This is a genomic window from Blastococcus sp. SYSU D00868 (assembly GCF_054050575.1).
In genome coordinates this window covers 1-13614 of the sequence record NZ_JBJGZO010000005.1, presented here as the reverse complement: position 1 = coordinate 13614, position 13614 = coordinate 1, and the positions used below count along the sequence as shown (strand labels likewise).

13 protein-coding genes are annotated in these 13614 nt (G+C 76.3%); 3 read left to right on the top strand and 10 right to left on the bottom strand.

The genetic code is table 11. The annotated features are described in order from the left end of the window. Positions 1–20: 20 nt before the first annotated feature. Positions 21–1721 carry an AMP-binding protein gene (locus ACI79F_RS05905; protein WP_456546170.1) on the bottom strand — a complete coding sequence of 567 codons (1701 nt, stop codon included), beginning with the start codon at positions 1719–1721 and terminating at the stop codon, positions 21–23. A 151-nt stretch (positions 1722–1872) separates the two neighbouring features. On the opposite strand from ACI79F_RS05905, the gene ACI79F_RS05900 reads away from it, so the two are divergent. After that, a complete protein-coding gene (locus ACI79F_RS05900) occupies positions 1873–2751 on the top strand; it encodes a LuxR C-terminal-related transcriptional regulator (protein WP_456546171.1) in 879 nt (292 codons plus the stop codon). Positions 2752–2818: 67 nt separating this feature from the next. On the opposite strand, the gene ACI79F_RS05895 is transcribed toward ACI79F_RS05900, so the two are convergent. After that, positions 2819–4714 (bottom strand): AAA family ATPase, encoded by a 1896-nt coding sequence (locus ACI79F_RS05895; RefSeq protein WP_456546172.1) that lies wholly within the window; start codon positions 4712–4714, stop codon positions 2819–2821. Positions 4715–4790: 76 nt separating this feature from the next. Next, a complete protein-coding gene (locus ACI79F_RS05890) occupies positions 4791–5930 on the bottom strand; it encodes an NDMA-dependent alcohol dehydrogenase (RefSeq protein ID WP_456546173.1) in 1140 nt (379 codons plus the stop codon). Between the two features lie 236 nt (positions 5931–6166). Between ACI79F_RS05890 and ACI79F_RS05885 the strand changes: the two genes are divergently transcribed. Further along, a complete protein-coding gene (locus ACI79F_RS05885) occupies positions 6167–6790 on the top strand; it encodes a hypothetical protein (protein ID WP_456546174.1) in 624 nt (207 codons plus the stop codon). An 11-nt stretch (positions 6791–6801) separates the two neighbouring features. Here ACI79F_RS05885 and ACI79F_RS05880 read toward each other — a convergent pair whose 3' ends face one another. The 6 genes from ACI79F_RS05880 to ACI79F_RS05855 all read right to left on the bottom strand — a co-directional run bounded on the left by ACI79F_RS05880 (position 6802) and on the right by ACI79F_RS05855 (position 12051). Beyond that, entirely contained in the window at positions 6802–7497 is a 696-nt protein-coding gene (locus tag ACI79F_RS05880) for a hypothetical protein (RefSeq protein WP_456546175.1), read from the bottom strand. Positions 7498–7502: 5 nt separating this feature from the next. Next, positions 7503–8177, bottom strand: a complete 675-nt coding sequence (locus tag ACI79F_RS05875; protein WP_456546176.1) for a hypothetical protein — start codon at positions 8175–8177, stop codon at positions 7503–7505. A gap of 65 nt (positions 8178–8242) precedes the next feature. Further along, positions 8243–8770, bottom strand: coding sequence for an MOSC domain-containing protein (locus ACI79F_RS05870; RefSeq protein WP_456546177.1), 528 nt, complete (start codon positions 8768–8770; stop codon positions 8243–8245). A 44-nt stretch (positions 8771–8814) separates the two neighbouring features. After that, the gene (locus tag ACI79F_RS05865) at positions 8815–9936 is read right to left on the bottom strand and encodes an XdhC family protein (protein ID WP_456546178.1); all 1122 of its coding nucleotides are present in this window, start codon (positions 9934–9936) and stop codon (positions 8815–8817) included. Positions 9937–10001: 65 nt separating this feature from the next. Continuing rightward, a complete protein-coding gene (locus ACI79F_RS05860; protein ID WP_456546179.1) occupies positions 10002–11147 on the bottom strand; it encodes a vWA domain-containing protein in 1146 nt (381 codons plus the stop codon). Next, positions 11140–12051: an AAA family ATPase gene (locus ACI79F_RS05855; RefSeq protein ID WP_456546180.1), complete on the bottom strand. Its 912-nt coding sequence runs from the start codon at positions 12049–12051 to the stop codon at positions 11140–11142. The genes ACI79F_RS05860 and ACI79F_RS05855 overlap by 8 nt, the downstream gene beginning before the upstream one ends. A 52-nt stretch (positions 12052–12103) precedes the next feature. Between ACI79F_RS05855 and ACI79F_RS05850 the strand changes: the two genes are divergently transcribed. After that, on the top strand, positions 12104–13375 hold the full coding sequence (locus tag ACI79F_RS05850; RefSeq protein WP_456546181.1) for a M18 family aminopeptidase: 1272 nt from the start codon (positions 12104–12106) through the stop codon (positions 13373–13375). Between the two features lie 58 nt (positions 13376–13433). Here the strand turns inward: ACI79F_RS05850 and ACI79F_RS05845 are convergent. Then, on the bottom strand, positions 13434–13614 hold a 181-nt coding region (locus ACI79F_RS05845), incomplete at its 5' end, for a DUF2382 domain-containing protein (protein ID WP_456546182.1).

Sequence of the window (13614 nt, the reverse complement as noted above, 5' to 3'; positions counted from 1 at the left end):
CCGCGCTCGAGCGACTCCGCTCAGCCGCGCAGCTCGGGGAAGTCGCTGTCCTTGAACTCGGTGCCGCTGCCCGCCGGCGCCAGCTGCTCCTCCCGCTCGCGGAGCTCGACCCGGCGGATCTTCCCCGAGATGGTCTTGGGCAGCTCCGCGAACTCCAGCCGGCGCACGCGCAGGTAGGGCGCCAGCCGCTCGCGCGCGTGCCGGAGCACCGCCCGGGCGGTGTCCGCGGTCGGCTCCCAGCCGGGAGCCAGGGTCACGTACGCCTTGGGGACGGCGGCGCGCACGGGGTCCGGCACCGGGACGACGGCGGCCTCCACGACCGCCGGGTGCTCGATGAGCACGCTCTCCAGCTCGAACGGGCTGATCTTGTAGTCGCTGGCCTTGAAGACGTCGTCGGTCCGCCCGACGTAGGTGATGTACCCCTCGGCGTCCCGGGTCGCGACGTCGCCGGTGTGGTAGTACCCGCCGGCCATGGCCTCCGCGGCCCGCTCGGGGTCGCCCTGGTAGCCGGTCATCAGGCTCAGCGGCCGCCGCGACAGGTCCAGGCAGATCTCGCCGTCGTCGCCCGGCTCGCCGCTGACCGGGTCGACCAGCACGACCGGCACCCCGGGCAGCGGCCGCCCCATCGAGCCGGGCTTGACCACCGAGCCGGGGGTGTTGCCGACCGACGCCGTCGTCTCGGTCTGGCCGTAGCCGTCGCGCAGGGTGAGCCCCCAGGCCCGGCGCACCTGCTCGATGACCTCGGGGTTGAGCGGCTCCCCGGCGGCGATGACCTCGCGCAGCGAGCCCGCGCCGCCGGAGAGGTCGGCCTGGATGAGCATCCGCCACACGGTCGGCGGCGCGCAGAAGGTGGTGATGCCGGCCGAGCGGATCCGGTCGAGCATCGCCGGGGCGTCGAACCGCTTGTAGTTGTGGAGGTAGACGGTGGCCTCGGCCGCCCACGGGGCGAAGAAGCAGCTCCAGGCGTGCTTGGCCCAGCCGGGCGAGCTGATGTTGAGGTGCACGTCGCCGGGGCGCAGGCCCAGCCAGTACATCGTCGACAGGTGCCCCACCGGGTAGCTGACCTGGGTGTGCTCGACCAGCTTCGGCCGGCTGGTGGTGCCGCTGGTGAAGTACAGGAGCAACGGGTCGGTCGCCGTCGTGCCGGGGTGTCCCAGCGGCTGGTCGGGGGCGCCGTCCGCGTCGGCGTAGGCGGCCCAGCCGTCGGCCGCGCCGCCCACGACGACCCGGCCGTAGTCGCCCGGGACGTCGGCGAACTTCGCCGTGTCGGCCGCGTTGGCCACGACGTGCCGCGCGCCGCCGCGGCCGATCCGGTCGGCGAGGTCCGCGGGGCCCAGCGCGGTGGTCGTCGGCATGATGACCGCGCCGAGCTTCGTCACGGCGAGCATCGACTCCCACAGCTCGACCTGGTTGCCGAGCATGAGGACGACGCGGTCCCCCTTGCCCACCCCGCGCCCGCGCAGCCACGCGGCGACCTGGTCCGAGCGGCGGGCCAGGGTGTCGAACGACCAGCGGCCCTCGCTGCCGTCCTCCTCGGCGATGACCAGCGCGGGCCGGTCGACGCCCCGGGCGACCGCGTCGAACCAGTCGACGGCCCAGTTGAACGGACCCTCGACCTCCGGCCAGCGGAACTCCGCGACCGCCTTCTCGTGGTCGCCGCTGAGCCCCAGCAGCTGGTCGCGGGCGGCGCGGTAGCGGGCGGTGGCCGGGCTGTCGGACATCGGTGCGGGTCCCCTCTCGTCGTCCCCGCATCCTGAGCGGGCGGCGCGACGGCCCGCCACCCCCGATCGCGCCTGCCGGGGCCGCCCTCCCGCCGACGACCTGCGCTAACGTGACCCGGGTCACGAGCCCGACGCCGGGGAGGAGCCGCTGTTGTCCGTCCCGGCGGCCGCACGGCCGGACGACCGCGACGCGCTACGCGCCGCCGTCCGCGAGGTGTACGCGCTGTCGGGGATGGGCGTCGTCTTCGGCGGTCCGGTGCGGGCCGGCCGCGGCGGGCCGGCGATCCGCATCGGCGAGCTGCTCGGCGCGCGGACGCCGCACCTGCGCGGTCTGGAGGTGCGGGCGGGCGCGGGGCTGGGCGGCCGGGTGATCACCGAGGGCCGGCCGGCGGGGGTGGAGCACTACGAGCGCGCTCTCGACATCACGCACGAGTACGACGGTCCGGTGCTGGCCGAGGGGCTGTGCACGGTCGCCGCCGTCCCGGTGCTGGTCGACGGACGCCCGCGCGCGGTGGTGTACGCGGCGTCGCGGGAGCGCGGGTCCGTCGGGGACCGGGTGCGCGACGCGCTGGCCCGCTCGGCCCGGCGGATGGCGGCGGAGCTGGCCGTCCGCGACGAGGTCGACCGCCGGGTCGCGTTGCTGGCCGCGGCGCCGGCCGGCCCGCCGGCCGAGGAGGACCCGGCCCGGTGGGAGGAGGTCCGCGCGGTCCACGCCGACCTGCGGCTCGCCGCGCAGGACACCGCCGACGAGGCGCTGCGGTCCCGGCTGCTCGACGCCTGCAGCCGGCTGGCCGCGCTCGCCGCCCCGCCGGAGCCGGCCGCCGACGTCCCGCCGGTGCACCTGTCGGCGCGGGAGCTCGACGTCCTGGCGCAGGTGGCGCTGGGCTGCAGCAACCGCGAGGCCGCCACCCGCCTGTCGCTGCGGCCGGAGACGGTGAAGAGCTACCTGAGCGCGGCGATGGCCAAGCTCGACGCGCACACACGCCTCGAGGCCGTGGTCCACGCCCGCCGCGCCGGGCTGCTCCCCTGAGACGAGATCTGCACACTCGTCGCCATCAGCCGCTCATGGCGACGAGTGTGCAGATCTCGCCGGCGGCTCAGCCGAGGAGCCTGGTCAGGGCGGGGCCGAGGTCGCGGATCGAGCGGACCATCTCCGCCGTCCCGCCGCCGCGGGCCGCGAGCGCACGCGCCGCCGCCTCGGCCTCCGGGGTGGGCAGCGGGCAGAGCACGTGCAGCCGGTCGATGCCGCCCAGCGCCGTCTCCGGCGGGTCGCCGGCGGTGTGCAGGCAGTCCGACAGCAGGACGGCGACGCGCTCGTCGGCGACCGCCGGCAGCAGCTGACCGCGGACCGCCCGCAGCGCCGCGGCCAGGTCGGTCATCCCGTGCCCGCGCAGGGTGACCAGGTGCTGCACGAGGTCCTCGGCCGCCCGCCGCTGACCGTGGCGCTGCACCACGTCGACCTCCCGGCCGAAGGTGAGCACGCTGGTCTGCAGCCGCTGGTCGGCGGTGAGCACCACGCCGGCGGCGGCGACCGCGGCGATCGCCACGCCCAGGCCGGTCATCGAGCCGGAGGTGTCGACGGCCAGGCAGACGGCGCGGCGCGCGCCGGTCCAGGTGCGCGTCACCAGGTCCTCCGGCGCCAGCGCCCGGCCCGGGTCCCACCGGTCGAGGGTGCGGTCGAGGTCGAGGTCGCCGTCCCCCCGGCGGTCGGGGACCAGCCGGCGGGTGCCGCGGGTGCGCGTCCGCCCCACGCGGCCGACCTGCACGAAGACCCGGGCGGCGACCCGCTGGGCGGCCGCCCGCAGCTCCCGGTCGGTGGCCAGCGCGAGGTCGGTGAGCAGCGCCGCGGCGGCGTCGGCGTCCTCGGCCATCAGCGCCGAGAACGCCTCCTCGTCGAACTCGCCGACCTCCGGGCTGACCTCGGCGAAGGCCTCGTGCCGGGCGGCCATCTCGCGGCGGCCCGTCTGCCGGCGGGCGCCGCCGGACCGCCGGTCGCGGCGCAGGGACGACGCGGACTCCGGGCCCGCCTGCTCGGCAGGCGGGCCCTCACCTTTTCCCGCGCCGCCCGCGGGGTCGGACTCGGGGGCGGCGGGCGGGTCGGCGTCCGGCGGCGGCCCGCCCTCGGGCCAGATCTGGTCGAGCAGGTCGTCGATGACCGACTCGGGGGTGCGCTCGACGCCGTCGGCGATCCGGATGCGCCCCGACAGGGCGGCGTGCGCGGCGTCCCGGGTGGTCTCCCGCGCGCCGTCGGCGAACAGGTGCCCGATCCCGCGCATCTCCAGCAGCCCGCCGAGCAGCAGCACGAGGTCGATCGCGCCGCGCACCGAGGAGCCCATGCGGACGTCGCGGTGCTCCCGGGTGGCCCGCACCAGCCGGACGGCCAGCGCCGTGAGGTCCGCGGGGGCCGCGGTGACGGCGCCGGTGATCGAGCGCTCGGCCTGCTCGTCCTGGTAGCCGAGCACGACCCGGCACATCCGGTCGGCGATGGCCTGGCCCACCCGCGCGGTGCCGATGGCGTCGAAGGGGTTCATCGCCGCGATCAGCCGGAAGCCCGCCGCGGCGTGCACGTGGCCCAGCCGCGGCACGGTGATCTCGCCCTCGGTGAGCACGGTGATGAGGACGTTCAGCGTCTCCTCGGGGATGCGGTTGAGCTCCTCGAGGTAGAGCAGGCCCGAGCCTCGCATGGCCGTGAGCAGCGGCCCGTCGGTGAAACTGGCCGGCACGTAGCCGTCGGCGAGGACGGCGGCCGGGTCGTACTGGCCGATCAGCCGGGCCGGGGTGAGCTCGGCGTTGCCCTCGACGAAGACGACCTCCTGACCGACGTCGGCGGCGATGGCGCGCAGCAGCGTCGACTTGCCCGTGCCCGGCGGCCCCTCGAGGACGACGTGCCGGTTGGTGCGCAGCGCGACGGTGAGCACCTCGCGCTCCCGCCGCAGGCCGATCACCGGGTGCGGCGCGCTGTCCGGCGTCGTGCCGGGTGGTGCCTGGGTCACGCGACCCCTCTCCAGCTCGGTGCGGGCGGCGCACCCGGGGCGGCAGAACAGCCCCGGGTGCGCCGGTCCCAGCGGCTCAGGCGGGTGCGCCCTCCAGCGGCGGGGTGTCGAAGAGGACGACGCCGCGGATGTTCTTCCCGTCCACGAGGTCCTTGTACCCCTGGTTGACCTCGTCGAGCGTGTAGGTCTGGGTGATCAGCTCGTCGAGCTTGAGGTCCCCGGACTGGTACAGCTCGACCATCTTCGGGATGTCGTGGAACGGGTCGCCGGAGCCGAACAGGCTGCCCTTCACCGTCTTCTCGAAGAGGGTGAGCATCGCGCTGTTGAGCTCGATGTTGTTCTTGGTCGGGTCGGCCAGGCCGGTGATGACGGCGACCCCGCCCTTGCGGATGGTGTTCACCGCGTCGCCGACCACCTTCGCGTCGACGACGCCGACGGTGATGATCGCCTTGTCCGCGCCGACGCCGCGGGTGAGCTCCTGGACCAGCTCGTGCGCCTCCTCGGCGGTCTCGCAGCTGTGCGTGGCGCCCAGCTGCTCGGCGGCCTCCCGCTTGTTGGGCAGCGGGTCGACGGCGACGACGTTGCGCGCCCCGGCCAGCGCCGCGCCCTGCACGCTGTTGATGCCGATGCCGCCGATGCCGTAGACGACGATCGTGTCGCCGGGCTCGGTGGCCGCCGCGTGCACCGCCGACCCCCAGCCGGTGGGGACGCCGCAGCCGATCAGCACGACCTTGTCCAGCGGCAGGTCGGGGTCGACCTTCACCGCGGAGTTCTCGCTGATCACGGCGCGCTCGCTGAAGGTGCCGAGCATGCACATGCCGCCGTAGTCGTTGCCCTCGGCGTCGTGGAACCGGTACGTGCCGTCGGCCAGCATCCCGTCGAGGATCGTCGCGCCCATGTCGCACAGGTTCGACTTGCCGGTCGAGCACCAGCGGCAGTGGCCGCACACCGGCAGGAACGAGCAGATGACGTGGTCGCCAGGCTGCAGCCGGGTCACCCCGGGGCCGACCTTCTCGATGATCCCGGCGCCCTCGTGCCCGCCGACGATGGGGAACCGCGGCACGATGTCCCCGTGCCGCAGGTGCTCGTCGGAGTGGCACAGCCCCGCGGCCACGAAGCGGATGAGCACCTCGCCGGCCTTGGGCTCGTCGAGCTCCAACTCGGTGATCTCGAACGGCTGACCGACCTCGCGCAGTACGGCTGCCCTGGTCTTCATCGACCCTCCAGTCCCCGGCCCCGGACGCGGGCACCGGACGTGCTACACGGACGAGACCCGACGGTTGCGTTCGTGGAGCCTGCCCGGCGGGTGACCGCCATCCTGCGGCGGGGGTGTGACCGCAGCCACCCCCGGACGGGGGGAGCCGGGCCTCGCCCGGAGGAGGGAGCGACCTGGGCAAGCCGGAACGGGTTCGGTCACCATCCCGGCGTGCCGACGTCCTCCGGGAACCCCGCGTGACCCAGCCGCCCGACTGGGACCTCCCCGCTCCGCGCGCCGCCACCACGCCCTTCGAGGTCCGGTCCCGGCAGTCGACGCTCGAGTGGTCGCCGCCGGCGGCCGCCGGGCCCGCCGCCGCGGACGACGCACCGCGGGCCGGCCGCGGGAGGCGGGCCGTGACGCGCCGGTTCACTCCCGCACTCGCCTCCGCGGTGGTCTCCGCAGCGGTCGTGTGGGCCCTGATGACGGTCGGCCCGCTGGCCGACCGGGCCGCCGACGCCCCCGCCCGGGACAGCGACAAGGCCGCTCCCGAGCAGGTGGACACCGGGTGGCGCCCCCTCGACGTGAGCGGCGGCTTCCTGGTCACCGGGGACGGCGCCCGCTACCGCGTCGTGGACGGGATCTGCTACCTCCAGGTCCACCTCCGGGACCCCGACGGGTTCTGGGCCGCGAACGCGCCGATCGCCCTGCTCCCGGAGTCCGCGCGGCCCGCCTGGAACCACGACTTCGTCGCCAGCCGCGACGGGGTCCCCTACAGCGAGGTCGGCGTCTACGACGACGGGCGGGTGCTGATGAGCCGGCCGGGCGACGGCGGCGTCGGCTGGCTGACCGTCTCGGCGTCCTTCCCGGTCGGGCACTGAGCCGGCCGGGCTCAGCTCCCGAGGTCGACGAAGTCCGCCGGGGCGACGACCGGCTCGACGCTGCCGAACGCGCTCAGCCGCGCGGTGCCCATGCCCGGCGTGGTCAGGAGCAGCGGGTAGGGCGTCCCCTCGGCGGCGACGGAGGTGACGCTGCCGTCCGAGGCCTCGACCAGCCACACCGGCCGGCCGTCCACCTCGCCGGCGGTCACCTCGTCGGCGATCGTGGCGCCGGTCGGCGAGCGCACCTCCGCGGCGAGGACGGCCAGCGTCATCTCCTCCGCGCCGAGCAGCGGGTCGGCCGGGGTGCGCGCCCAGGCGCCGGCCACCTGCGTCACCACCGGTTCCGGCAGGCCCTGCGCCGCCCAGAACCCCGCGGACGCCCGGACGAACAGCTCGCCGTCGGTCAGCACGAGCCGCATCGACGTGCCGTCGAGGTCCATGATCGCGTCGACGTCGTCGCCCTGCAGGCGCATGTCGGCGTCGACCTTGCCGCCGTGCATGCCCACGGTGCCCTGCACCCGGACCGAGCCGGCGTGCTCGAGCGCCGTGGCGGCCGCGTCGGCGAGCTCCGGGCCGGTCCGGTGGCCGACCTCGGCGCCGTCGGCGGCGTCGGCGGCCGGGCGGGCGGAGCCCGCGACCTCGGTCGCGCCGCACGCGGTCAGCGCGACGGCGGACAGGCCGGCGAGGGCCAGGGCTCGGACGCGCACGGGGTTCAGCCCGTGCCGCGGAGCTGGGTGAGGTCGAGAGCGCCCTCCGGCGCCGTGATGTCCTGCTCCTCGCCGAAGTCGCCGAGGTCCATCGAGCCGCCCTGCTCACCCTCGTTGGTCAGCCGCAGGGGGTAGGCCGGGTCGTCGGCGGAGACGAAGAGCCGGCTGCCGTCCTCCTGCTCGACCACGAGGACGTCCTGGCCGTCGATCTCGTCCTCGCCCACCTCGTCGCGGATCGGGCTGCCGGGGTCGCGCAGCCCGTCGACGATGCCGGCCAGCGTCAGGTCGGAGAAGTCGGACGACGCGTCCGCGGGCAGCGCGACCCACTGCCCGTCCAGCGTCGCCGCGACCTCCTGCGGCACGCCCGAGGACGCCCAGAAGTCCGCCCCGGTGCGCACGTACTGGGCGCCGTCGACCGCGATCAGCTCCACCTCGACGCCGTTCATGGCGACGGTCCCGGCGGCGTCGTCCCCCTGCAGCTGCAGGTCGATCGAGACCTCGCCGCCGTCCTGGCTGACGCTGCCCTCGACGTGCACGGAGCCGGCCTCCTCGAGCGCGTCGGCCGCGGCGGCCGCGACCTCGGGGCCCGTGCGGTCCGCCGCCGCGTCGTCGTCCCCGCCTCCGCAGGCGGTGAGGAGCAGGGCGGCCGAGGCCGCGGCGACGAGCTGGGGGAGGCGCATGCCCCGATGGTCCGGTGACACGCGGTGTCGCCGCCGGATGCGCTGGGTGACGGCGTGTCGGCGGCTCAGACCGCGCGGCGCACCGGCCGGACGGCGTCCCCGGCGCGCGCGGGGTCCAGCGGCACGGGCGCGGTGAGGACGGCGGGCCCGACGCGCAGCACCCCGTCGGACAGCGCGGCGCAGCGCACGCCGCCGCGGCCGCGCAGGGCGCGGTGCGCGCCGGGCGCGAGGACGACGTCCATCCAGGCGCACGGGTTGGCCGGCCGCCCGCCGCGCAGCCGGACGACGCCCTCGCCGCAGTCCAGCGCGAACTCCACCCCGCGCAGCGCCTCCACCTCCGCACCGCGCAGGACGACGGTGCGCCGGGCCAGCAGCGGGTCGAACGGCGGCACGCCCAGCTCGGCGGCGACCGCCTCCAGCGACTCGACGGCGAGCACGGTCAGCGCGGCGTCGCGGTGCGCGGCCCGGCCGGCGTAGCGGTCGCCGACGACGCCGTACCCGGCCCGCACCTCGGCGCGGGTGACCCGGTCGCCCTCCTGCGCCGGCACGACGCCGCCCGGCCGCCCGTCGTAGCGGTGCACCGGGGAGACCACGAGCCCGACGACCTCGACGTCGTAGGCGAAGGGGAGCTCCGCGCTCAGCGGTCCGCCGTCCGGTGGATCGGGCCCTCGACGCCGGTCAGCCGCTCGCCGGTGCCGCCCCAGCGGCCGGCGATGATCTCCGCGGCGATCGAGACCGCGGTCTCCTCCGGCGTGCGGGCGCCGAGGTCCAGGCCGATGGGAGAGGCGAGCCGGCCCAGCTCGGCGTCGGTCATGCCGGCCTCGCGCAGGCGCGCCATCCGCTCGTCGTGGGTGCGCCGCGACCCCATCGCGCCGACGTAGGCGACCGGCAGCCGCAGCGCGACCTCCAGCAGCGGCACGTCGAACTTCGGGTCGTGGGTGAGCACGCACAGCACGGTGCGCTCGTCGATCCGGCCGGCGTCCACCTCGGCCTGCAGGTAGCGGTGCGGCCACTCGACGACCACCTCGTGGGCGTCCGGGAAGCGCTTCGGGGTGGCGAACACCGGCCGGGCGTCGCAGACGGTGACCCGGTAGCCGAGGAAGGCGCCGACCCGGGCGACGGCGGCGGCGAAGTCGATCGCGCCGAAGACCACCATCCGGGCCGCGGGGGCGAAGGAGTTGACGAAGAGGGTCAGCTCGTCGCCGCGGCGCTCGCCGTCGTGGCCGACGTGCAGCAGCCCGGTGCGGCCGGCGGCCAGCATGCCGCGGGCGTCGGCGGTGACGGCGTCGTCCAGCCGCTGCAGGCCCAGCGTCCCGGAGGCGCGGTCGGGCCAGACCACCAGCCGCTTGCCTAGCCGGTCCTCCGGGCCCTTCACGCAGGTGACGACCGCGACCGGCTCGTGCCGGTCGACGGACTCCGCGATCTCGCCGAGCTCGGGGAACGACTCCCGCGACACCTGCTCGACGAAGACGTCGAGGATCCCGCCGCAGGTCAGGCCGACGGCGAAGGCGTCGTCGTCGCTGACGCCGTAGCGCTCCAACGTCGGGACGCCGGTCTCCACGACGTCGCGGGCCTCCTCGTAGACGGCGCCCTCGACGCAGCCGCCGGACACGCTGCCCACCGCGGTGCCGTCCGGGCCGACCAGCATCGAGGCGCCGGCGGGGCGGGGCGCCGAGCGCCAGGTGGCGACGACGGTCCCCATGCCGACGGTCTCCCCCGCCTGCCACCAGCCGACCAGGTCGTCGAGCACGTCCCGCATCTACGCCTCCTCCAGTGGAGTGCCGCAGCGCAGGAGACCTGCGCTATGGCACTCCGCACAACACCTCAACACCGCTGGATCACTCCCGTCAGCTCCTCCAACGCGGCCAGGCTGTGCCCGGCGACGAACGCGTCTAACGACGGCAGCGCCGCCTGCATGCCGCCGGTCAGCGGCTCGTACCCGTCCCGGCCCTTGTGCGGGTTGACCCACACCACCGCGTGCGCCAGCCGGCGCAGCCGCGCCATCTGCTCGGCCAGCAGCTCGGTGCCGCCGCGCTCCCAGCCGTCGCTGCAGACGACGACGACGGCGCCGCGGGCGGTGCCGCGCTGCCCCCACCGGTCGAGGAAGGCCTTGAGCACCTCGCCGAGCCGCGTGCCGCCCGACCAGTCGGGGATCGCCGCCCCGCTCGCGGCCAGCGCCTTGTCCGGGTCGCGCAGCCGCAGCTCGCGGGTGACCCGGGTGAGCCGGGTGCCGATCGTGAAGACCTCCGTCGCCGCGGGGTGCGCGCGCACCGCGGCGTGCGCGTAGCGCAGCAGCGCGTCGGCGTAGGGGCTCATCGAGCCGGAGACGTCGATCAGCAGGACGACGCGGCGCGGGCGCGGGCGGGCGCGGCGGTGCAGCAGCCGGGTCACCTCTCCGCCGTCGCGCAGCGCCCGGCGCACGGTGCGGGAGGCGTGCACCGAGCCGTGGGCGCTCGGCCGCCGCCGCCGGGAGGCCCGCATCGGGCTGGCCGGCCGCAGCAGGGCGAACAGCCGGCGCATCTCCTCGCGCTCGGCCGGGGTGAGCTCGGCGACGTCCCGGTGGCGCAGCACCTCGTCGGCGCTGGCCTGCCCGGCGACGTCGGAGGGGGCCTCGTCGTCCCCCTCGCCGGTGCCCGCCTCCAGCGGCGCGGACAGCGCCACGACCTGCCGCTGCTCGGCCGGCACGGACCGCATCCGCGGCGCCTCCCCGGCGAAGTAGGCGGCGAAGGCGGCGTCGTAGCGCTCCAGGTCGTCCGGCCCGCCGCACAGCGTCAGCCGCCCGGCCCAGTAGACGTCGGAGGCGTCCAGGACGTCGAGGGCGCCGACCGCCTGCAGCATCGCCTCGACCCGGTCCGGGGAGGCCGCGACCCCGGCGACCCGCAGCGTGCGGGCGAAGCCGAGGACGGTGGAGACGACGTCCCGCTGCGCCTCCCCGCTCGCCTCCCGGTCTGCCCCGACCGCCTCAGCCACCGAAGAGCGCCCCCCGGGCCAGGGCGTGCACCCGGTCGGTGTCCTCGCGGTACTTGAGCACCGCGCCGAGCGTCCGGGCGGCGAGGTCCGGGTCGAGCTCGCGGGCCCCGAGGGCGTGCAGCGCGCTCGCCCAGTCCATCGCCTCGGCCACGCCCGGCGGCTTGAGCAGGTCCAGCCCGCGCAGCTTCGCCGTCGCCGCGGCCACCTCGCGCGCCAGCCGCTCGGTCACCTCCGGCAGCCGGGTACGCAGGATCGCCACCTCGCGGTCGAAGTCCGGGTGCTGCAGCCAGTGGTAGAGGCAGCGCCGCTTGAGTGCGTCGTGCACCTCGCGGGTGCGGTTGGACGTGAGCACCACCAGCGGCGGGACCTCGGCCCGCACCGTGCCCAGCTCCGGGATCGAGATCGTGAAGTCGCTCAGCACCTCCAGCAGGAAGGCCTCGAACTCGTCGTCGGCGCGGTCGACCTCGTCGACCAGCAGCACGCTCGGGGCGTCCTCCAGCGCCTGCAGCAGCGGCCGGGCCAGCAGGAAGCGGCGGTCGTAGAGCGAGGCCTCGAGCTGCTCGGTGTCGCCGGTGGCGTGCGCGGCCTCCGCGGCGCGCAGGTGCAGCAGCTGGCGGCCGAAGTCCCAGTCGTAGAGCGCCTGGCTGGCCTCCAGGCCCTCGTAGCACTGCAGCCGGTACAGCGGGCGGCCGGTCACCTCGGCCAGCGCCCGCGCCAGCGCCGTCTTGCCGACGCCCGCCTCCCCCTCGAGGAACAGCGGACGGCGCATCACCAGCGCGAGGTACGCCGCGGTCGCCAGGCCCTCGTCGGGCAGGTAGCCGGTGTCCCGCAGCGCCTCGGCCAGCGCGTCGGGATCCGCGAACCCCGCCGCCGACGCGGCCGGGGGCACGGTGGTCTCAGTCACGTGGCCGAGCATCCCACCTCGTGCGCCGGCCGGTCGGGGCACGATGGCGGGCATGCCCGACCCGCGATCCGGCGACGACCTGCGCGCCTTCGTCGACGCCGCCCCGAGCCCCGCCCACGCCGTCGCCGAGATGGCCCGACGGCTCACCGCGGGCGGGTTCACCGAGCTCGCCGAGGCCGACGCCTGGGCGCTGGAGCCGGGGGCCGGGCACTTCGTCGTCCGGTCCGGCAGCCTCATCGCCTTCCGGGTGGGCGGCGCTCCGCTGGGCGGGGCCGGCCTGCGCATGGTGGGGGCGCACACCGACTCGCCGACGTTCCGGGTGCGGCCCCGCTCCGACGTCCGGCAGGCCGGGTACCGGCTGGTGGGGGTCGAGCCCTACGGCGGGGGCCTGTGGCACACCTGGCTGGACCGCGAGCTCACGGTGGCGGGCCGGGTCGTGCTGCGCGGCGGCGCCCAGGCGCTGGTCCGGCTGCCCGGCGCGCCGGTGCGGCTGCCCTCGCTGGCCATCCACCTCGACCGGAGCGTGCGCGACGGGCTGACCCTCGACCCGCAGCGGGAGCTGGTCCCGGTGTGGTCGCAGGACCTCGCCGACGCCGACGACCTCACCGCCGCGGTCGCGGAGGCGGCGGGGGTGGCCGCCGGCGACGTCCTGGGGCACGACCTGGTCCTGGCCGACACCCAGCCGGCCGGCACCGCCGGCGCGGACGGCACCTGGGTCGCGGCGCCGCGGCTGGACAACCTGGCCAGCTGCCACGCCGGCGTCACCGCGCTGCTCGCCGCGCCGGCCGGACCACGGACCCAGCTGCTGGTGGCCAACGACCACGAGGAGGTGGGCAGCGGCTCGATGTCCGGCGCGCGCGGCAGCTTCCTGGAGGACGTCGTCGCCCGGCTCGTCGCCGTCACCGACCCGGGGGACCCGCAGGCGCTGCCGCGCGCGCTGGCCCGGTCGCGGCTGGTCTCGGCGGACATGGCGCACGCCGTGCACCCGACCCGGTCCGACCGGCACGAGCCGGCGCACCGGCCGCAGCTGGGCGGCGGCCCGGTGGTGAAGGTGAACGCCAACCAGGCCTACGCGACCGACGGGGCCGGCGCCGCGTGGTTCGCCGAGCGGTGCGCGGAGGCGTCGGTGCCGTTCCAGTACTTCGTGTCCCGGGCCGACCTGCCGTGCGGCAGCACCATCGGCCCACTGACCGCCACCCGCCTGGGCCTGCCGACGGTCGACATCGGGGCGCCCATGCTGGCCATGCACTCCTGCCGGGAGCTGGCCTCGGCCCTCGACGTCCCGCTCGTGGTGGACGCGCTGACCAGCTGCTTCACCGACTGAGACGACGGCGGCCCCGCTCCCGGGAGGGAGCAGGGCCGCGCGGCGGTCTCGCGGACGGTCAGCCGATGCGGCCGTCGCGGTCGCGGTCGAGGGTGGTCTCGCCACCCTCCATCTCGATCTGCTCCTTGCGGACGGTGTCGCTGACCGTCTCGGTGTCGGTGACGGTCTGCTTGTCCAGGCGGACCCGCTCCACCGGCACGGCCTCCTTGGCGACCACGGGGCGCTCGGCGTGCAGCGTC